Consider the following 19,466-nt stretch of genomic DNA (forward strand, 5'->3'; position numbering starts at 1 on the left):
TTAAACACCACTCATTTTCATTATTAATCCCTACGATTTATTTTTCGTTATCAGTCGTCATTACGCGGCAAAAGAGGCCACCATGTTTACGTTTATATTAGCCCTGCACATTATCGTGGCGATTGCCATGATTGGCTTGATTTTGATACAGCATGGTAAAGGGGCAGATGCTGGGGCTTCTTTTGGGGCGGGCTCATCGGGTACAGTATTTGGCGCCGCAGGGACTGCAAACTTTTTAACGCGTGCAACTGCGGTTTTAACGGTGATATTTTTTATCACCAGTATGACGCTTGCCGTACATGCACGTAAACAGGCAGAAGACCAATTTCGTTTAGATGCGCCAGTTTCAGCGCCACAAACGCCGCGCCCTTTGACACAAAATCCTCAGTAGCTGTTTTCAGTAGTTATTTATCGTTCATAATTAATATTTTTAATAACGGTTAATAGCTACCTATTAATAGATGACAAAGAAAAGCGCTTTGATTGAATGGCTTTTGTTACAGGCAGTACTTGCTATTTTAAGCGCTTAGTCTTACAATGCTTCTCTGTTTTTAGCAGTCTTTAACCTTCGATGCCTTCCTTAAGCATCCGTTATAATGGGTTAAAGGTGAAAAACAGCGCAGTGAGAAAAATGCGATTGTGGTGGAATTGGTAGACACGCCATCTTGAGGGGGTGGTGGCGCAAGCTGTGGGGGTTCAAGTCCCCCCAATCGCACCAAGCTTTATCTGTACGATGTTTTACTTGAACGGTATAAGATTGGAATTATTGTCGGCAATACTTAATTTAGGATTTATTTAAAATAAGTATTGACACTTCTATAAAACCTCCCTATAATACGCGTTCTAGATTGATGCGGGGTGGAGCAGTCTGGTAGCTCGTCGGGCTCATAACCCGAAGGTCGTTGGTTCAAATCCAGCCCCCGCTACCACTTTTTATACTGATGTTTTGTACACTAAATTTGTCAGTAACGATTAGCCCACCATTATGTTTGTGGGTTTTTTTGTATCTGATGGTCGGTGTTATCGCGATATCTATCCTACTTATGCTAAGCTCTATTTCTATAGAGTACGATGCTACTCGTTACTAACCATCATCAGCCGCGACCGGCGCGATGCTTGGTAAGCACACTATCCTTTATTCCTCACGCTTTTATCGATAGTTCTGCTTTATAAATAATATAAGCATTGCATGGTTGAGCTTGATGTTTTCTATGCTCATCCTTATATAAAAGCACGAGTCATAAAGCGCATAGCATATATAGTGACGTGTTTACGTTTTAAGAATAAAATGATGATCGTGGTTGAAGTAATGATTTTGTCTGCATAAGGCAACGATGAATACAGCTTTGATGATAAAGCGCTGATTAAAAAAGTTCGAACTCATGAAAGTTCGATGCATAAATTGAAATCACTTGACTCAGTACGCTAGAGAAGTGAATAGGAAAAGATAAATAGATTATGAAGCTTTCGACAAAAGTTACAGAACTGACCAATATTATTGCTCCTGCGGTAGCTGCTTGTGATGTGGCGCTGTGGGGTATAGAGTTTGCGCCACAAGGCCGTCGCTCGTTATTACGTATTTATATTGAGGCATTGCCAGAAGATCAAGCCCAAGATAAGCAAGTAACGATTGAGAACTGTGCCGCAGTGAATCACCAAGTGAGCGGTATTCTTGAGGTTCATGATCCTATTGCTGGTGAGTACATCTTAGAAGTGTCGTCACCCGGTTTTGACCGTGCATTTTTCTCCGATGAGCAAATGCATGCCTATGTGGGTCAAACAGTGAGCTTGCGCTTGATACAAGCGATAGGTGAAGGCGATAAAAAACGCCGCAAAGCAACCGGTACTTTAGACAGTATTGATGCTACTTCTTTAAAACTGACTGCCACCGATGGTGAGCAGTTTGAGATTGCGTTGAGCAATATTGATAAAGCCAACCTGATTTATGAAGACGCCTAGTTTTAAAGACTAGTTTTAAAATAGCTTTACTTAAAACAGCTTCCTTATAAGTCCATATTTTAATCTCCAAACAGCTTATAGCTTACGGTGAAAATATAACGTCAACACACTAACGATAAAGTTTAAGTCAATTATAAAACGATAGGACAGGTATAGCATGAGTCGTGAAATCTTAACGGTAGTAGAAACTGTCAGTAATGAAAAGGGCTTAAATCCTGAAGATATCTTTGAAGCAATCGAAGATGCTTTGGTGGTATCCACTAAGAAAAAAGTATATACCGATCAGCCGGAAGTAGAAGTGCGGGTTTCAATTGACCGTGCGACGGGTGATTACGATACTTATCGTTACTGGACAGTGGTTGCAGATGAAGACCATGAGATGCCTGCGTGTCAGCTTGCGATTACCGATCTTGACCAAGATGAATGGTCAATTGGTGATATCAAAGAAGAGCAAATCGAATCGATTGAATTTGGTCGTATTGCTGCCACTCAAGCCAAACAGGTTATCATCCAAAAAATCCGTGAAGCGGAGCGCAATTTAGTAGCTGATGCTTTTGAGCCACGCGTTGGCGAGATGATGTATGGCGAAGTCAAAAAACAGACTCGCGATGGTTATATCATTGATTTAGGTGACAACGCTGAAGGGTATTTATCACGTGACCAAATGCTGCCACGTGAGCAATTACGCGCAAAATCGCGTATCAATGCCATTTTATATCATGTTAACCGTGAAAATCGCGGTGCGCAGTTATTATTATCACGTACCCATCCTGAAATGCTCTCAGCGTTAATGCAAAAAGAAGTGCCTGAGATTGCAGAACAAATTATTGAAATTCGCAACGTTGCTCGCTTGCCGGGTACGCGTGCTAAAATAGCCGTGAAGACCAACGACCATCGTATCGATCCAGTTGGCGCTTGTATCGGTATGCGCGGTACGCGTATCCAAGCGGTACAGCAAGAGCTTGATGGCGAGCGTATTGACGTGGTGGTGTGGTCAGATGATCCTGCCCAATTTATCATCAGCGCTTTAGAGCCAGCTGACGTTAGCAGTATTATTCTCGATGAAGATACTAAAACTGCGGATATTATCTTTAGCACCAATGATCAGTTGGCGCGTGCGATTGGCTCACAAGGCCAAAACGTGCGTTTAGCGTCTGAATTAACAGGCTATAAGCTCAACATGATGCTAGAAGAAGAGTATCAGCAGCGTCAAGCAAACGAATCGAAAGCCTTTATTGAACTATTCTATGAGCGCCTAGAAGTCGATAAAGACTTAGCACAAGCGCTTGTCGATATCGGTTTTACCAGTATTGAAGAAGTCGCTTATGTACCTGTCGAAACTTTCTATGATATTGAAGGTCTAGACGACGAAGCGATTGACATGATTCAAGAGCGTGCGAAAGAAGTTGTCATCGCCGATGAATTGGTCAAACAACAGAACATGAAAGAGCCAAGTCAAGAACTACAAGATCTTGAAGGAATGACGGTCAGTTGGGCTTATAAAATGGCCCAAAAAGACATCATTACCGTTGATGACTTGGCAGAACAAGCCGTCTTCGATCTAGAAGATATCGAAGGATTAGATAGCGAAACAGCAGGAAAACTCATCATGAAAGCTCGGGAATCTTGGTTCAATGAATAAGCGGTAACTGCATATCGCTGTCTTTTAGTGATATGCTATCGATAATAAGGGCTGGTGCAACGTAACATAATCAAATGCAACATAACTACCAGCCTTAACCCAATCATTTGTAGCCAACAACTGAATTGAACATATAGCAAATAATAGACAGTAGGTGATAATAAATGGCAGATAAGACCGTCAAAGAACTGGCAGATATGGTAGGCAAAACCGCAAGTGCTGTACAACAGCAACTGGTAGACGCTGGACTGCCTGCTCGCGCAGAGGGTGACGTAGTCACCGAGCTTGAGCAAGAGAAGTTGGTGACGTATTTAAAGCAAAGTCATGGTCAGCAAGAAAAGCGTCGTATTAGTCTTAAATCTAAAACGACTAGCACCGCGCGCGTGACTGGCTCTTCAGGTAAATCTAAGAGCGTCAATGTGGAAGTGCGTAAAAAGAAAATATTCGAAAAGCCTGACCCAGAAAAAATGGCTGAAGAATTGGCTGCTCGCGAGCAAGCAATGATTGAAGCCCAAGAGCGTGCGACTAAAGACGCTGAAGAACGTGCAGCTACTAAGAAAAAATCTGAAGAACGTCAGGCGGCTACCTTAGCGGCGATGCGTGCAAGCTTGGGTTCTAGTAAAAAGTCAGACGATAAGAATGATGATATCTCAACCTCAGTGGTTGTGAAAAAGGGCGGTAAAGCGGCAGTAGAAGTTAAGCCAAAAGACCAACCAAAGAAAAAAGTTGCAGCGACGAAACCAAAAGTCGAAACCGCTGTTGAGCGTAAAGCTCGCGAAGCCCGTGAGAAAGAAGAAGCCCGTCTACGCGAAATCGAAACCGAAACACGCCGCGCGCAAGCCGAAGAAGCTCAAAAACGTACGCTTGAGCAAATGCGTAAAATGGCTGGTAAATATACCGATCAGCCTGCTGCTGAAGTTCGTAAAGACGAACCATTAGCTGAAGGTTTGGTCGGTGACGCGCTAGAAGAGTCATTTGAAAAAGAGCGTCGTGAAATCAAGCGTGGCACCAGTACTACTAGTGCTCGTGGCGGCCGTGGTCGTCGTAAGAATCAAGATGAGCGTGAAATCAAAAACCGCAAAAATGGCTTACGTTCAACGCAAGCCTCACAGCATAAGTTTGAAAAGCCACTCGATAAAATCATTTATGATGTCGAAATCAGTGAACATATTACTGTTTCTGATTTGGCGCAGCGTATGGCAGTTAAAGCTCGTGAAGTAACCAAATTACTCATGAAAATGGGTGAAATTGCACGCGAAGAAGATACGATTGATCAAGCGACAGCGAGCCTGATCGTTGAAGAAATGGGTCATAACCCAGTACCTGTTAGTGATACGAAAGTTGAAGACGATCTACAAGATGCAGTTGATGAGCGCAGCAGCAACGTGCAAACGCGTCCGCCAGTCGTCACTATTATGGGTCACGTTGACCATGGTAAAACCTCACTGTTAGATAAAATCCGTGAAACTAAGGTTGCAACTGGCGAAGCCGGTGGTATTACCCAGCATATCGGTGCCTATCATGTGAAAACTGGACGTGGTGTTATTACCTTCCTTGATACCCCAGGTCACGCCGCCTTTAGTGCTATGCGTTCACGCGGTGCACAAGCAACGGATATCGTTGTGATTGTTGTCGCTGCTGATGATGGCATGATGCCACAAACGGAAGAAGCGATTGATCATGCGCGCGCCGCTGGTACACCTATTATTGTTGCTATCAACAAGATGGATAAGCCAAGTGCCGATCCTGATCGCGTTCTTAACGAATTGACTGCTAAAGAAGTGGTTTCAGAAGAGTGGGGCGGCGATACCCCAATGGCTCGTATCTCAGCCAAAACAGGCGACGGTATTGATGAGCTATTAGAACTTATCAGTTTACAAGCTGAACTGATGGAGCTAGAAGCGCCGTTAGATGGCGCTGCTCAAGGTGTGGTTATTGAGTCAAGACTTGAAAAAGGTCGCGGTCCAGTTGTCAGTGTACTGGTTAAAAAAGGTACCTTGAAACAAGGTGACTTAGTGTTAGCAGGCGAGCATTACGGTAAAGTTCGTGCGATGACCGATGAGCATGGCAATCGTATTCAGTCAGCAGGTCCTTCTATTCCAGTAGAGATTTTAGGATTACCTGAAACGCCTGCTGCAGGTAGTGAATTCTTAGTCTTAACCGATGAGAAAAAAGCCCGTGAAGTTGCTGACTTTAGAACCAATCGTGAGCGCGAGCGTCAACTTGAGCGTCAGAACGCCATGCGTCTAGAGAGCATGTTCGATCAGATGGAACAAGGTGATGTGTCGTTCTTGAATATCGTTCTAAAAACAGATGTTCGTGGTTCGCTTGAAGCGTTACTTGCTGCATTGAATGAGCTATCAACTGATGAAGTTAAAGTCAGAGTCATTAGCTCAGGGGTTGGTCCAATCTCTGAATCTGATGTGACATTAGCAGAATCTAGTGAAGCGGTATTATTAGGTTTCAACGTCCGTGCAGATGCAACTGCACGTCGTAAAGCAGATACTGCTAACATGGATATTCGCTACTATAGTGTTATCTATGGCTTGATTGATGATGTCAAAGCTGCGATGAGTGGTATGTTGGCTCCTGAACATCGTGAGAAGATATTGGGTGTTGCAGACGTTCGTGAAGTATTCCGCTCTAGCAAATTTGGCGCCGCTGCTGGTTGTATGGTAGTTGAAGGTACGATTTATCGTAACAAACCTATCCGCGTATTGCGTGATGACCAAGTTATCTTTACTGGTCAGTTGCAATCATTACGTCGTTATAAAGAAGACGTCAATGAAGTACGTACCGGTATGGAATGTGGTCTAGCGGTTCGTGGTTATGATGTCGAAGCGGGCGATAAAATCGAAGTCTTTGAAATCCAAGAGTTCGCACGTACTATCTAAAGCGGTTGCTCAATAATGAAGTTATCCATTTTTGCTATCATTTTAGATGATTAAGTCGAGTGGATAATTTCTTAATATTCAGCTGTACTTAGGCCTAACAGGTACACCCTGCTAGGCCTTTTTTATCAAAGATTGGGTGTTTTAAATTTAATCTCATTATATGAAGTTCATTGTTTTCTAACGATGGTGTACTAAGTATCGTTTTTTAACGTTTAACGATGGCTTCTTAATAGACTACCGCATTTTAATTAATAAAAATAAGCCGTATGACAAACAGGGTAATAACATGAACCAACGTTTACAACGCTTAGCTGATCAGATTCAGCGTGAGCTTGCTGTCCTTATTCGTGATGCTGTCAATGATCCGCGTCTGACGGGTTTCGTCACCATCTCTAGTGTTAAAGTCAGTCCAGACTTGGGCTACGCTGATATTTATGTCACCATCATGGAGCCTGAGCTCAACGATGCCATGACTAAGTCTAACCATGAAGACAGCATCAAAGTCCTGAACAAAGCCGCAGGTTTTTTGCGTACCGAATTGAGTCACAGTCTGAAGACTCGTACGACACCGCGCCTACGCTTCCATTATGATGAAGTTACAGCTCGTGGTAACTATATGATGGATCTTATTAGTAAAGCGGTCACTAAAACTGAGCAAAATGAGTCTGAAGAGCAAGAAATCAACGAGTAAAAGCCATTATGTCGATAGTCTCTACAAAAGCTGCTACAAAGACTAAACAGATGCCTGATAAGATAAAAGTCAATGGTGTTATTTTAGTGGATAAGCCTCAAGGTATGACCTCACAGCAAGTGGTGTCAAAGGTAAAATACCTGTTCAAATCACCCCATCATGACAGTAAAAAAGCGGGTCATACTGGGACGCTTGATCCTATGGCAACGGGTTTACTGCCTATTTGCTTAGGTGAAGCGACCAAATTCAGTCACTACCAACTTGATGCTGATAAATCTTATCAAGCGACCATCTTGTTGGGTAGCCAGACGGATACGGGCGATGCCGATGGGCAGATTGTCGCTCAGGAAGTTATTCCACAGTTTGATGCGACAACGTTAGAAGAGGTTGCGCAGCAGTTTTTAGGCGCTCAGCAGCAGATTCCACCGATGTATTCTGCGTTAAAGAAAGATGGCAAAAAACTGTATGAGTATGCGCGTGCGGGCATCGAGATCGATCGCCCGCCAAGAGATATTGTCATCAAAGCAATCGATTTAAAAGAGATAGACAATAAGCAAATCCAGTTAACAGTGACTTGTTCCAAGGGCACGTATGTACGTGTATTAGCAGAAGATATCGCTAAAGTACTGGGTACGTTAGGACATCTGACCGCTTTACGGCGTATAAAAGTCGGTAATTTTAGTATTGACGATGCGATTGGTTTAGCAGAATTAGAAGCGTTAGCTTTAGATGATCGTCAGAGGTATTTATTACCAGTCGATGCTTGCATCAACCTTGAAGCTGAGCTTACATTAACTGCCCAACAATGTGCCCGTGTCAAAATGGGTCAACGCTTAAATGTCATTGAGCAGTTAACTGAAGATTTACAAAGTTATCTTGCAGCTGCCATCGAGCAACAGCAATGTCATGATGAGAATGCCGCCAAGCAACAAGATAGTGATGACAATAAATACGATGGAGAACCGGTATTACTGCATGAGATACCAGTAGATATCCGCTTAGTAGATGAGCTAGGGCAGTTTATTGGTCTAGGAGCCCTAAGTCTAAATGGTCGATTACAGCCTAAAAAGTTGATTCAATTATGATAAAAGTCTTTAAATGAGTTTCAGCTTACATAAATGAAACTAGGTAAAACTTACTAAGAGTTTACACTAATCACATATCATCACATTTTATTGCAGGTTTCACCTATAGTGAAACCTGCTTTTTTTGTATCTTAGTTAAGTCAGCTAGGGAAAGCACGACAAGGATATAAAAATAAGAAAATAAAATGCGAGTCAATTAAGCAGCCAAAGATATAACTATAAAAATGAGCTATTTAAATAAAAATAAAAAGATATTAATTAATATAAAGATAATGTTTGAGTTTTAACGTGAAGATAATAATGAAAATATAGTTATAAAACAACGAAGTTAATAAATTAAAGTATAAGGATTACCATGAAGACCATTGCTTTCTTAGTACACAATAACTTTGAACAGGCAGAGTATGAAGAGGTCAATAACCAGCTAAAAGGCAAAGGTTATAAGACGCTTCTTATTACGACCGATAAAGAAAAACAAGTGCAAGCTATGCAGCAAGACGTTGATAAAGGCGATACTTTTACTGCCGATTTATTTGCTAAAGACGCAAAAATTACTGATTATGATGCGTTAGTACTGCCCGGTGGTACCGTAAATGCCGATAGCATACGTGGCAATAAAGAAGCGCATAGTATTATCAATGCTGTTAATGAGGCCGGTAAGCCAATGGCTGTTATTTGCCACGCCCCTTGGGCATTGATAAATACTGGCATAGCTAAAGGTAAAACCCTGACTGCGTATCATACATTACAGATTGATTTAGAAAATGCTGGGGCAACCTTTGTAGATAAAAGCGTGCAAATAGACGGTAATCTGATTACCTCGCGTAATCCAGATGATATCGAAGACTTTGTTGCAGCCATTGATAAGGCGCTATCCTAGGCGCGACATTGAACCACCAGTATTGAATAATATATATCTGGTTTAATTTCTATTACTAATGACAACCATAAAAAGGAAGCTATTATGTCAAACTCGAATCCAAATGATACAAAGCTTGAGCAAGAGCGTTCTGAATCAGCGAAAGCTGCGTTAAAAGGTCAAACTGAAAATAATCATACTGAGAATACCGAAGCAGCAGCTGACCGTATTGCTGATAATTTAAAAAACACTAAAGAAGATAAATAGTTAATTTTTAATGATATATGATTAGTAAGAGCAAAATTATTCAGTAATTATAATTAGGAGTTATTATGACTGATTCAGTAAAGCACATGGATGAACAAGAACAAAAAATTAAAGAACAGGCAGAAGACATCAATCCTAACGAAGATATTAGCCCTGATAGCTTAGCAGAGATAACGACTGCGCCGCTTAATGATGACGCCCTTGGTGGCACTGCCACGCAAGATGACGTCAAAAAATAAATGATTATACGTTCAATATTATCACTGCTAGTCATTAAATTTTTTCAAATTAGACTGTAAAACTACTAAAAACTGCTGCTAGTTCAGCGGTTTTTTGCTATAATCGCTGTCATATTTGAATATCGTTTTAGATTGGGTGTTATCCTTACTTGGGTGAAAGTCTAAGTTAACGGATGTTTTATCTTATTCTAGGCTATTTTTGGATAAACGTTATTATTGATAAGTTTGTCGTACACTAGGTCAACTCTAGTAATGCAGGGTTGTTCTGAATGACGATTAAACTATTTTATTTATTATTCTATCGTTCCTTGATGCTTAAATGTTAAGTACATCTCGGAACTTATAGCATTGCCGGAGAGATTTATGCTAACTAATACCGATCGTGAACAAATCATTGCCCAGTACCAACGTGGCGAAAACGACACAGGCTCACCAGAAGTTCAAGTAGCTTTGTTAAGTGCTCGTATTAATGACTTACAAAACCATTTTAAAGAGCATAAAGCTGACCATCATAGCCGTCGCGGTCTTATCCGTATGGTTAACACGCGTCGTAAACTACTTGACTACCTAAAAGGTAAAGATCTTGGTCGCTATACCACCCTTATTAGCCAATTAGGTCTACGTCGTTAATTTGGCGACAATAGTACGAGTGGTCGCTAAATTAGAATGTAGCTTAAAGTGGCAGCATTTTAGATTTTTTGCTAAACCATTTGGAACTTGCTTGTTGAACTTGATAAAATAGATTTTTTCTAAAGACGGTGTGGAATAGTTTCACGCCGTTTTTTTATGCTTATTAGTATGGTTCATTTGATTTTAATACTAAAATCTCATGCCATACGATAATTGAATTATAGACAATTATTTGTTCGCATCTATAAAGTGGAAGTGATCAATAAGCAGATGGTTTTGTATTTCATTGGTCAATCGTCATAAATCACTGTAAAATAATGCCTTGTGAGTTTTAGAGTCATACTGGCGCTCGAGCGAATATTGATATAGCTTACCCTTATGTGATGACTGTCTAGATAGCATAGACGAATAATGTAAATACCTTACTAAAGAAAATAAGGAAGCAGCGTCATGTTGGGTTTTAACGTATTTTGACTTGGCCGCGCCTTTAATAGTAAGCATAGAAAACCAGATTTGAATAAGAAAACATATCATAAGTACACGCTATATTTTAAATAAATGCAGATGCATCGGATAAGTAGATGTTGAAGCCAGCGCTAATTGACGCAGTTTTTTAACTGAATTAATGTCAGTAAGTGGTGGCTACATCTAAAGAATTTTAAATGACAAATATCAGCTTTTTATAGTGCTGATATCACTTTCGTCAGTCAATATTAGGAAAATTATATGACAATGTTTAATACCGTTAAGCGTGAATTCCAATACGGTGACCAGCAGGTTGTTATCGAGACGGGCCGTATCGCTCGTCAAGCAAACTCTATTTTAGTCCATATGGGCGGCGTGACTGTATTAGTAGCAGCCGTGGTAAAGTCTGATGCTAAAGAAGGGCAAAACTTCTTTCCATTGACCGTGAACTATCAAGAAAAAATGTATGCAGCGGGTAAAATCCCAGGTGCTTATGGCAAACGTGAAGGCCGTGCAAGCGAAGCTGAAACCTTAACCTCGCGTCTGATTGACCGTCCTATTCGTCCACTATTCCCTGAAGGATATGTGAACGAAATTCAAATCACGGCAACGGTTGTGTCATCAGATAAGAGCCAATCTGCAGATATCGCTGCGCTAATCGGTGCTTCAGCAGCACTAGCTATCTCTGATGCGCCATTTAATGGCCCTGTGGCTGCTGCTCGTGTTGGCTTTATCAATGGTGAATACGTTCTTAACCCAACGCTTGAGCAGCTCAAAGAGAGCGACCTTGACTTAGTGGTTGCTGGTACCAAATCTGCCGTTTTGATGGTTGAGTCAGAAGCGAAAGAATTGTCTGAAGACCAAATGCTAGGTGCGGTTTTATACGGTCATCAGCAGCAGCAAATCGTTATCGATAATATCGCGTCAATGGCAGCAGAAATCGGTACTGCTAAGCAGCAATATACGCCGCCTGTCCGCGATCAAGCGTTAGAAACTAGCATGAAAGCGCAGTTTGGCGAGCAAGTTGCTGATGCTTATACCATCACGGATAAGCAAGAGCGTTATACCAAGCTTGATGAAATCAAACAAGCGATTATTGATTCATTGGCGGGTGACCCGGAAGCAGAAACCTATAATGATACTGTTTCTGAGCTAAAAGAAATCTATAATGACCTAAAATACCGTACCGTTCGTGACAATATCTTGTCAGGTAAGCCACGTATTGATGGTCGTGATCTTGAGACCGTTCGTGCTCTAGATGTACAAGTAGGCGTATTACCATTCACTCATGGTTCAGCATTGTTTACCCGTGGTGAGACACAAGCATTGGTTACCACCACACTTGGTAACACGCGTGATGTAAACATGATTGATTCATTGGCTGGTACGATTCGTGACCATTTCATGTTGCATTATAACTTCCCGCATTTCTCAGTCGGTGAAACCGGTCGTGAAGGCATTCCAAAACGCCGTGAAATCGGTCATGGTCGCTTAGCGCGCCGCGGTGTTGAAGCGATGCTTCCAGATAGCGAACGCTTCCCGTATGTGATTCGTGTGGTATCAGAAATCACTGAATCAAATGGTTCATCTTCTATGGCGTCGGTTTGTGGTGCAAGTTTGGCATTGATGGACGCTGGCGTTCCATTAAAAGCACCAGTTGCTGGTATCGCGATGGGTCTGGTTAAAGAAGGCGAGCGCTTTGCTGTATTGTCTGATATCCTAGGTGATGAAGATCATCTTGGCGATATGGACTTTAAAGTAGCGGGTTCAAAAGACGGTATCACTGCTTTACAGATGGATATCAAAATCGAAGGTATTACCGCCGATATCATGGAGCAAGCGCTTAAGCAAGCCCATGCAGGTCGTATCCACATCTTAGAGGCGATGAACAAAGTATTGCCTTCAAGCCGTACTGAAATCAACGCCCATGCTCCTAACTATGCCGTTATCGAAATCAACCCTGATAAAATTCGTGATGTGATTGGTAAAGGTGGCGCAACGATTCGTCAGCTAACGGAAGAAACTGGCGCGGTTATCGATATTGATGATGCCGGTACGATTCGTATCTTTGGTGAAAACAAAGCAGCAACCAAAGCAGCTATCGGTAAAATCGAAGCAATCACCGCAGAAGTGGAAGTGGGTAAAACTTATGAAGGTACGGTTGCTCGTATCGTTGACTTCGGCGCATTCATTAACGTATTGCCAAACACTGACGGCCTCGTCCATATCTCACAAATTGCAGACGAGCGCGTAGAGAATGTATCTGACTATCTAAAAGAGGGTCAAATCGTTAAAGTATTGGTTCAAGACGTTGATAATCGTGGTCGTATCAAGCTGACTATGAAAGGTATCGAGCAAAGCTAATCCTCGATATTTGATGTAATTTGACCTAGTCAAAACTTGCAAAACCGCTTCGATTGCTGATAATTAGCACTCAAGGCGGTTTTTTTTATGTGCTCAAAAAATAATGACAATGAGAAAGTGATTTATATATTGATGTCTTTAGGAAGGTGAATATCGATACGTAGCTTGGGGCAATCTTGTAGATGAGCGTTAAGGAGCGGTAGTATATCGATATACCAATCTAGAGCAATGGATTTTGCTATTTCATCATCGCTACTATCATTGTCGCTGTTTTTTAAAGGAATATTCTGTCCCTGACTAGAGATAAGTGGACGCGCTAACAATGCAATCCTACGGATGCCTTGATAACGGATAAGTGGAATGAGCTGCTGTTGTAAATCAAGTAAAGCTGTCGTCAACCAACGAGCTCTGGTTGGATGATAGGGATGGTCTGATATCACGAGATTGGCAATATAATTTGGTTGGTTCCCATTACTACTGACGCCAAGTCCCGCCTGCTCACGTGAGCGTTTATGCAGTAAACAGCTACCGACCACTAAGCTACCATCACGGCAAGCACGATAGTAGCGTTGGTAATTGTCTGGATATAGGTTTTTGGTTCGTGCGAGGATAGGGTCTAAAAGGATACCGGCGTTATTAACAGGCAGTATCAGTAGCTGTGCGCTACTATTTAAGATAGGGGCATGGGTGAGTTGTAGATGTGCCATTTATCAGCCCCTCTATAAAAATGATATTATTTTGCGCTGGTTTTAGCCCCTTCAGCGGCTTCTAACTGGGCAATTTGTTCTTCAAGCAACGCGATTTGCTCTTCTTTCATCTCTGTCAGCTGTTTATTCATTGCCAATTGCTCAGCCGCTAACTTCTCTTGCTCTGCTAAGCGCTTACGCTCGTCTTCTAAACGATCAATTTCTTCTTTCGCTAAACTATCTGTTTCTGGTAAAGGTGCATTTAAGATGGCTTCAGCATCAGGCATTTGACTGTCTGTGGTGGCAGAACCATCGGTATCTAAAATCGACGCATCAGTATTTAACGCATTATCATTACCTAATGGCGTAGTATCTGATTGCACAGCGCTGTCTTGCTCAGTAGTCGGTGGCGTACTTTCAACAGGCGTAATATTTGCGTCAGGCGAATTATTTTTCCAAACCAAGTAACCAATCAATAATGCTGCCAATATAATAATTGGCCACCATTTTTGGCGCGGTTTAGTGGATTGTTTTTTCAATGAATGAGCGGATAAAGGACGTGTCTCTTTTTTATTCATACAAGGATCGATTTATGTCAAAGATATAAGTAGGCATACTATAGCAAACTCAAAATAAAAAGCCTATCTATTGGTAGATAGGCTAGTAGCTATTAAGACTTGACGACCCGTGTTTTATTATTTATGGCTTAAACTTCACTGTACCGCTGGTACCTGTCGCCATCGCATCGCGAGTCAGCTGATCCTCTAAATGATTTTTGGCACTGATGACATCAGGGTCAGGGCGATGCTCTGTATGTCCGCATTGCGTACATTCGATATACTCATCTGGCTCGGGTATGGCGATGTTTACTTGTACTACTGCATCCATCGCCTGACATTTAGGACAACGAACGCCCGCTAAAAATCGCCGCTTTGGCGTTGATGATTGATAACGCATTTAGATAACCTCGCGTTTCGTTTCATTCTTAACAGCATCGATATTATGAACAGTATCGAAACCACTATGGCGGAGTAAGGCATCGATACTGGCACTGCGACCACGGAAATTCTCAAAGTTGGTCTTGGCAGGGAAACTACCGCCGACCGATAAGATCGTCTCACGAAACGCTTTACCGGTGACTGGGTTAAAAATACCTTCTTCTTCAAACTTACTAAAGGCATCCGCCGACAACAGCTCTGCCCACTTATAAGAGTAATAACCTGCCGCATAGCCACCTGCAAAGATATGGCTAAAGCCATTGGCAAAACGATTGTAGTCAGGTGTCTGCATGATAGCAATGTCATCACGTACTGCATTTAAGGTGGTGAGGATGCCGTCATAATCAAGCGCTGGCGTGTGCGCATGAATCAATAAGTCAAACAGGGCGAACTCGATTTGACGCAGGGTTTGCATGCCGCTTTGGAAGTTCTTTACCGCTAGTAGGGCGGCAAGCTTATCTTTTGGTAATGGCTCGCCGGTCTCGACGTGACTACTAATCAGTGCAATACCTTCAGCATCCCACGCCCAGTTTTCCATGAACTGACTGGGCAACTCGACCGCATCCCATTCAACGCCATTGACACCCGCGACATCACCGACCGTCACTTGGGTCAATAAATGATGTAGACCATGACCAAACTCGTGAAATAAGGTTAATACTTCATCGTGCGTCAACAAGCTTGGTTTTCCATCAAGGGCAGGGGTGAAGTTACCGACCATAAAGCAGACGGGTAGCTGCTCATGATCTTGCTCGGCATACATATAACGCGACTGGAAACCACTCATCCAAGCGCCGCCACGCTTACCACTACGAGCGAATAAATCAAAGTAAAAACCACCAAGTAAGTTATCATCATCATCAAACAACTGATAAAAACTGACTTCATCATGCCAACGCGACACGGATTCACTTTGCTCTTGTACTTTGATACCGTATAAACGCTCGACGATAGCGAATAAACCGCCAATCACTCTGGGTAATGGGAAGTACGGGCGTATCTCTTCTTGCGATAAGCTGAACTCGCTTTGTTTTACTTTTTCGGCGATATAAGCACTGTCCCACGGCTGTAAGTCAGTAATGCCATCATCCTGCGCGTATTTTTGCAATTGTGCTAAATCTTGCTTAGCGGCTGGAGTCGCTTGCTCCGCCAAATCCCGTAAAAAGCTTTCAACTTCTGCCACGCTATCTGCCATCTTGGTCGATAGTGAGACTTCTGCATAATTATCAAAACCTAATAGCTTGGCCTTTTTCTCACGCAATTGTAGGATTTGACTCATGATATCGGCGTTATTGAGTGATTCGCCTTTGGCATTGGTGTGCTTATCGAACTCAGAGGCGCGGGTAACATAAGCGCGATATAACGTTTCACGCAGATTGCGATCATCCGCATGAGTCATGACGGCAAGGTAAACCGGGATATTTAAGCTTGCCACATAATAAGGGCTCGGCAACGCGTCGATATCTGCTTGCGTGAGCGTACCGCTGGCAAGCTCGCGGGCTTTATACTGTTCGCCTGCATCTGCCAGTAGCGCCAAACCACTCTCGGTTAGACCTGCTAATTGCTCTTGTTTAAGCGGTAGAGCATATACTTGGGTGGCGTCCAATATATGGTCTGAAAACGTCGCCGATAAGGTCGATAGCTCACTTTGAATAGCGGCAAATTTTTCTTGCTCAGCTTTTGGTAATGCGACCCCTGACAGCTCAAAGCTACGTAGTGCAAGCTCGATAGCACGCGCCCGTGCTGGCTCAAGGGCAGCAAAAAACTCTGTATCACTAATGATAACTTGATAGCGGTTAAATAACGGCTGATGCTGTCCCACCCGTGTGCCATAAGCGGACAATTTGGGCAGCAGTTCATGATGGACATGACGGATGTCGTCATTGCTCATCACGCTATTGAGGTGCGACAAAATACCCCAACTGCGATCTAAAGCCAGATTAATATGATCAAAAGCCATGATATCGGTCAGTGCTTGCTCAGCACTAATATCAGCAGACCGGTTATTGCTGTCAGTATCTGCGCTCATGTCATCTAAATATGTATTAGCCGCATCAATAGCACTGATAACTTGGTTTTTTAAAGTGTCTGGCGAGACATTGTCAAAATCGACAAGGCGTAAATTTGGAGAAATAGAACTCATAAGAATATCCAATATTAATGAACGAATTATTATTGATTGAGAATGTTGTTATACAAGGGTTGTTATATAGGTTATCTAAAAGATGGGTATCACTCGCTTGGAATACAACCCAGTGCTGCATATATCGTTTTAAAGTAGCGTCTTTAAAAATGATCATAGCTGGCAATACATTGACTGCAATTATTGACTGCAATTATTGACTGTAAGTAAAGTTGATTAAGCTTCGCTTACAAACCGTCATCATTTGCTTGCAAATTGACCCTATAGAGAGTGGGGTTAAATTGTTAGCATCATAGTAAGGGAAGTGGAAAAACAGACTTATTTACTAGTGAAATAATTTCTAAAATAACCAATAAATATAAAAAATCTACTTTAACGTGCAAACCAATGATAATAAAACAAGGAGCAGTATTTATGAAAGCAACTCTTAAAAGTTTACGTGAGACGAAGGCCAACCCAGCAGTTAGTATTTTTATCAAAACTCACCGTGAGCATCCTGATAATGAAAAGGATCCTATCGCTCTAAAAAACCAATTAAAAGTCGTCGAAGAGCGCTTAACCAATGAATATGATAAGCGTACAGCAACCACTATATTAGAAAATATCAAAAATAAAACCAGTGATTTTAACCATAATTATAATCTAGATACGTTGGCGATATTTGCCAGTATGGATGATGTACAAGTTATCCGTATGCCAATCGATACCAAAGAACGTGTGATCATCTCAGATAGATTCGCTACGCGTGATTTGGTGCGTGATATGGCAAGTGCGGTTCATTATTATACGGTCGTATTGACGCGTGATAACGCCCGTTTGATTGAAGCTTCTAACGATCGAGTTATCAAAGAATTTGATAAAGATGATGCTGCGCAAAATAATATGGAAAACATCCCATTTCCTATCGAAAATAATGGGCTGTATACCACAGGTGATAGCGGTTCAGATCGCTCGTCAAATAACGAAAGTAGCTATTTGAAAGCCTTCTTTAACCAAGTGGATAAAAGTGTTCAAGAGCTGTGGGGCGAGAATAAAATGCCGCTTGTCATCGTTGGTGACACCAAAAATATTGGTTACTACAAAGATGTCTGTGATCGTCCAGAAAATATCATTGCCACTGTTTCAAATGCCACTAATTTAGAAGAAGGCAGTGCACAGCATATTGTTGATAGTGTACAGGAAGCCGTAGAGGGCTATCGGTCGTCATTACATCAAACTGCTTTGGGTGAGATTGATAAAGCTCGCGGTGCAAATATGCTGCAGACAGACTTACAAGAAGTCTATCGTAGTGCTTTTCAAGGTGTAGGCGAGACCTTATATGTCCGTCGTGGTTATATGCAACCTGCGAAGATTGATGAAAAAGCGCAGACACTGAGTATGGCAGAAGATGCTACGGCAGAAGGTGTCACTGATGATGCGATTGGCGAAATTATCGAGCATGTCATTCATAATGGTGGTAAAGCTGTCTTTATGCCACAAGATATTATGAGTGAAGATCAGCCAATTGCTCTGGTGACTCGCTATTAATTGATTGCTGATATTCATTAATGAATTAGCCATCGTTACGACATAGGTATAATATGGGAGCATTGGTTCGATAAGAATCAATGCTCTTTTTACATTGATGGACGCTTACTCTTATCTTATTCATTGTTTTTTGAGATAAATTTTTAATGAAGTGCTATTCACCCTTACTCTATAAATACTGAGTTTATGACAGATAACTTTATGACTAATACCACCTCTTTTGTTTTAACCAGCTATAACATTCATAAAGGCATGTCGCCGATGAATCGCCAAGTCAAGATACAAGGTATCGCCCAAGCGCTCGATATCATTGGCTCAGACATACTCTGTCTCCAAGAGGTGCAAGGTCAAAACCTTAAGCGCAATATGCAATATAACGAGTACCCTGACCAATCGCAGCACGAATGGTTTGGTGAATATCTGCAACTGCAAAACAGCTATGGTAAAAATTCAGAGTATGAAAATGGTCATCATGGTAATGCCGTACTGAGTCGTTTTCCCCTAGATCCAAAACATAACGTCAATATCACTGTCAATAAACTTGAGCAACGTGGTGTTCTGCACTGCGAAGTGCAGCCGATAGGATGGGAGATGCCAGTCGTGGTGTTATGCGCTCATCTAAACCTCTTTGAGCGCGACCGTATCAAGCAGTATGAAGCCATCTCTAACTATGTACGTAATGAGATTGCGCCCGACCAACCCTTGATATTGGCTGGAGACTTTAATGACTGGAAGAAAATGTCTTGCGACAAGCTCGCTTCAAACTTGGGCATGACCGAAGCATTTAAGTATTGTCATGGTAAATTACTACCCACGTTTCCTGCAAAGCTGCCGGTGCTAAGCTTGGACCGTATCTACGTGCGCAATCTAAGGGTAAAGGACGCTTGGGTACATACAGGTAAGCCCTGGTCAACGTTATCGGATCATCTGCCGCTAAGTGCAGAGTTGGCATTGCCCTAGAATTACAAACCAGTGATAGAAATGTTACTTAAAAAGGCAGTAAACCAAAGAAGAAAA

17 protein-coding genes and 2 tRNA genes are annotated in these 19,466 nt (G+C 42.0%); 15 read left to right on the forward strand and 4 right to left on the reverse strand.

From position 1 onward, the window contains the following. Positions 1 to 82 precede the first annotated feature (82 nt). The 13 genes from secG to pnp all read left to right on the forward strand — a co-directional run bounded on the left by secG (position 83) and on the right by pnp (position 13,095). Complete coding sequence (gene secG / locus FQ084_RS09175; protein ID WP_025652589.1) at positions 83 to 391, forward strand: preprotein translocase subunit SecG; 309 nt, start codon at positions 83 to 85, stop codon at positions 389 to 391. Between the two features lie 242 nt (positions 392 to 633). Continuing rightward, positions 634 to 718, forward strand: a tRNA-Leu gene (locus FQ084_RS09180). Between the two features lie 134 nt (positions 719 to 852). After that, positions 853 to 929, forward strand: a tRNA-Met gene (locus FQ084_RS09185). 529 nt (positions 930 to 1,458) lie between these two features. After that, positions 1,459 to 1,959, forward strand: a complete 501-nt coding sequence (gene rimP, locus FQ084_RS09190) for a ribosome maturation factor RimP (protein ID WP_149490340.1) — start codon at positions 1,459 to 1,461, stop codon at positions 1,957 to 1,959. A 157-nt stretch (positions 1,960 to 2,116) separates the two neighbouring features. Further along, positions 2,117 to 3,601 carry a transcription termination factor NusA gene (gene nusA / locus FQ084_RS09195; protein WP_149490341.1) on the forward strand — a complete coding sequence of 495 codons (1,485 nt, stop codon included), beginning with the start codon at positions 2,117 to 2,119 and terminating at the stop codon, positions 3,599 to 3,601. Positions 3,602 to 3,765: 164 nt separating this feature from the next. Further along, a complete protein-coding gene (gene infB / locus FQ084_RS09200; RefSeq protein ID WP_149490342.1) occupies positions 3,766 to 6,495 on the forward strand; it encodes a translation initiation factor IF-2 in 2,730 nt (909 codons plus the stop codon). 286 nt (positions 6,496 to 6,781) lie between these two features. Next, positions 6,782 to 7,186, forward strand: a complete 405-nt coding sequence (locus FQ084_RS09205) for a ribosome-binding factor A (protein ID WP_149490343.1) — start codon at positions 6,782 to 6,784, stop codon at positions 7,184 to 7,186. An 8-nt stretch (positions 7,187 to 7,194) separates the two neighbouring features. Continuing rightward, entirely contained in the window at positions 7,195 to 8,271 is a 1,077-nt protein-coding gene (truB, locus tag FQ084_RS09210; protein WP_149490344.1) for a tRNA pseudouridine(55) synthase TruB, read from the forward strand. Between the two features lie 355 nt (positions 8,272 to 8,626). Beyond that, entirely contained in the window at positions 8,627 to 9,151 is a 525-nt protein-coding gene (locus tag FQ084_RS09215) for a type 1 glutamine amidotransferase domain-containing protein (RefSeq protein ID WP_149490345.1), read from the forward strand. An 84-nt stretch (positions 9,152 to 9,235) separates the two neighbouring features. After that, positions 9,236 to 9,397 (forward strand): hypothetical protein, encoded by a 162-nt coding sequence (locus FQ084_RS13265; protein ID WP_188032941.1) that lies wholly within the window; start codon positions 9,236 to 9,238, stop codon positions 9,395 to 9,397. Positions 9,398 to 9,462: 65 nt separating this feature from the next. Further along, positions 9,463 to 9,636 carry a hypothetical protein gene (locus tag FQ084_RS13270; RefSeq protein WP_188032942.1) on the forward strand — a complete coding sequence of 58 codons (174 nt, stop codon included), beginning with the start codon at positions 9,463 to 9,465 and terminating at the stop codon, positions 9,634 to 9,636. A gap of 363 nt (positions 9,637 to 9,999) precedes the next feature. Then, positions 10,000 to 10,266, forward strand: a complete 267-nt coding sequence (gene rpsO, locus FQ084_RS09220) for a 30S ribosomal protein S15 (RefSeq protein WP_058023603.1) — start codon at positions 10,000 to 10,002, stop codon at positions 10,264 to 10,266. A 732-nt stretch (positions 10,267 to 10,998) separates the two neighbouring features. Continuing rightward, entirely contained in the window at positions 10,999 to 13,095 is a 2,097-nt protein-coding gene (gene pnp / locus FQ084_RS09225; protein ID WP_410477342.1) for a polyribonucleotide nucleotidyltransferase, read from the forward strand. Between the two features lie 122 nt (positions 13,096 to 13,217). Here the strand turns inward: pnp and FQ084_RS09230 are convergent, their stop codons facing one another. From FQ084_RS09230 to FQ084_RS09245, 4 genes are all read right to left on the reverse strand, one after another. Further along, the gene (locus FQ084_RS09230) at positions 13,218 to 13,802 is read right to left on the reverse strand and encodes a hypothetical protein (protein WP_149490347.1); all 585 of its coding nucleotides are present in this window, start codon (positions 13,800 to 13,802) and stop codon (positions 13,218 to 13,220) included. A 26-nt stretch (positions 13,803 to 13,828) separates the two neighbouring features. Then, positions 13,829 to 14,359, reverse strand: a complete 531-nt coding sequence (locus tag FQ084_RS09235) for a hypothetical protein (protein WP_149490348.1) — start codon at positions 14,357 to 14,359, stop codon at positions 13,829 to 13,831. A gap of 121 nt (positions 14,360 to 14,480) precedes the next feature. Continuing rightward, positions 14,481 to 14,738 (reverse strand): YheV family putative metal-binding protein, encoded by a 258-nt coding sequence (locus FQ084_RS09240; RefSeq protein ID WP_149490349.1) that lies wholly within the window; start codon positions 14,736 to 14,738, stop codon positions 14,481 to 14,483. Beyond that, the gene (locus FQ084_RS09245; protein ID WP_149490350.1) at positions 14,739 to 16,922 is read right to left on the reverse strand and encodes a M3 family metallopeptidase; all 2,184 of its coding nucleotides are present in this window, start codon (positions 16,920 to 16,922) and stop codon (positions 14,739 to 14,741) included. A gap of 414 nt (positions 16,923 to 17,336) precedes the next feature. Here FQ084_RS09245 and FQ084_RS09250 point away from each other — a divergent pair, with 414 nt between their 5' ends. After that, positions 17,337 to 18,449, forward strand: coding sequence for a hypothetical protein (locus FQ084_RS09250; RefSeq protein ID WP_149490351.1), 1,113 nt, complete (start codon positions 17,337 to 17,339; stop codon positions 18,447 to 18,449). A gap of 201 nt (positions 18,450 to 18,650) precedes the next feature. Continuing rightward, on the forward strand, positions 18,651 to 19,409 hold the full coding sequence (locus FQ084_RS09255) for an endonuclease/exonuclease/phosphatase family protein (protein ID WP_149490352.1): 759 nt from the start codon (positions 18,651 to 18,653) through the stop codon (positions 19,407 to 19,409). The last annotated feature ends 57 nt before the right edge of the window (positions 19,410 to 19,466 follow it).

Origin of the sequence: Psychrobacter sp. ANT_WB68, from assembly GCF_008369115.1 — a bacterium.
GTDB lineage: Bacteria > Pseudomonadota > Gammaproteobacteria > Pseudomonadales > Moraxellaceae > Psychrobacter.

Bases quoted from the DNA above. Each gene is read 5' to 3' on its own strand.
- FQ084_RS09250 (WP_149490351.1), top strand. From the start codon at position 17,337: ATGAAAGCAACTCTTAAAAGTTTACGTGAGACGAAGGCCAACCCAGCA.
- FQ084_RS13265 (WP_188032941.1), top strand. From the start codon at position 9,236: ATGTCAAACTCGAATCCAAATGATACAAAGCTTGAGCAAGAGCGTTCT.
- FQ084_RS13270 (WP_188032942.1), top strand. From the start codon at position 9,463: ATGACTGATTCAGTAAAGCACATGGATGAACAAGAACAAAAAATTAAA.
- FQ084_RS09235 (WP_149490348.1), bottom strand. From the start codon at position 14,359: ATGAATAAAAAAGAGACACGTCCTTTATCCGCTCATTCATTGAAAAAA.
- rimP (WP_149490340.1), top strand. From the start codon at position 1,459: ATGAAGCTTTCGACAAAAGTTACAGAACTGACCAATATTATTGCTCCT.
- truB (WP_149490344.1), top strand. From the start codon at position 7,195: ATGTCGATAGTCTCTACAAAAGCTGCTACAAAGACTAAACAGATGCCT.
- nusA (WP_149490341.1), top strand. From the start codon at position 2,117: ATGAGTCGTGAAATCTTAACGGTAGTAGAAACTGTCAGTAATGAAAAG.
- FQ084_RS09230 (WP_149490347.1), bottom strand. From the start codon at position 13,802: ATGGCACATCTACAACTCACCCATGCCCCTATCTTAAATAGTAGCGCA.
- FQ084_RS09240 (WP_149490349.1), bottom strand. From the start codon at position 14,738: ATGCGTTATCAATCATCAACGCCAAAGCGGCGATTTTTAGCGGGCGTT.
- secG (WP_025652589.1), top strand. From the start codon at position 83: ATGTTTACGTTTATATTAGCCCTGCACATTATCGTGGCGATTGCCATG.
- FQ084_RS09255 (WP_149490352.1), top strand. From the start codon at position 18,651: ATGACTAATACCACCTCTTTTGTTTTAACCAGCTATAACATTCATAAA.
- FQ084_RS09215 (WP_149490345.1), top strand. From the start codon at position 8,627: ATGAAGACCATTGCTTTCTTAGTACACAATAACTTTGAACAGGCAGAG.
- FQ084_RS09205 (WP_149490343.1), top strand. From the start codon at position 6,782: ATGAACCAACGTTTACAACGCTTAGCTGATCAGATTCAGCGTGAGCTT.
- infB (WP_149490342.1), top strand. From the start codon at position 3,766: ATGGCAGATAAGACCGTCAAAGAACTGGCAGATATGGTAGGCAAAACC.
- rpsO (WP_058023603.1), top strand. From the start codon at position 10,000: ATGCTAACTAATACCGATCGTGAACAAATCATTGCCCAGTACCAACGT.
- pnp (WP_410477342.1), top strand. From the start codon at position 10,999: ATGTTTAATACCGTTAAGCGTGAATTCCAATACGGTGACCAGCAGGTT.
- FQ084_RS09245 (WP_149490350.1), bottom strand. From the start codon at position 16,922: ATGAGTTCTATTTCTCCAAATTTACGCCTTGTCGATTTTGACAATGTC.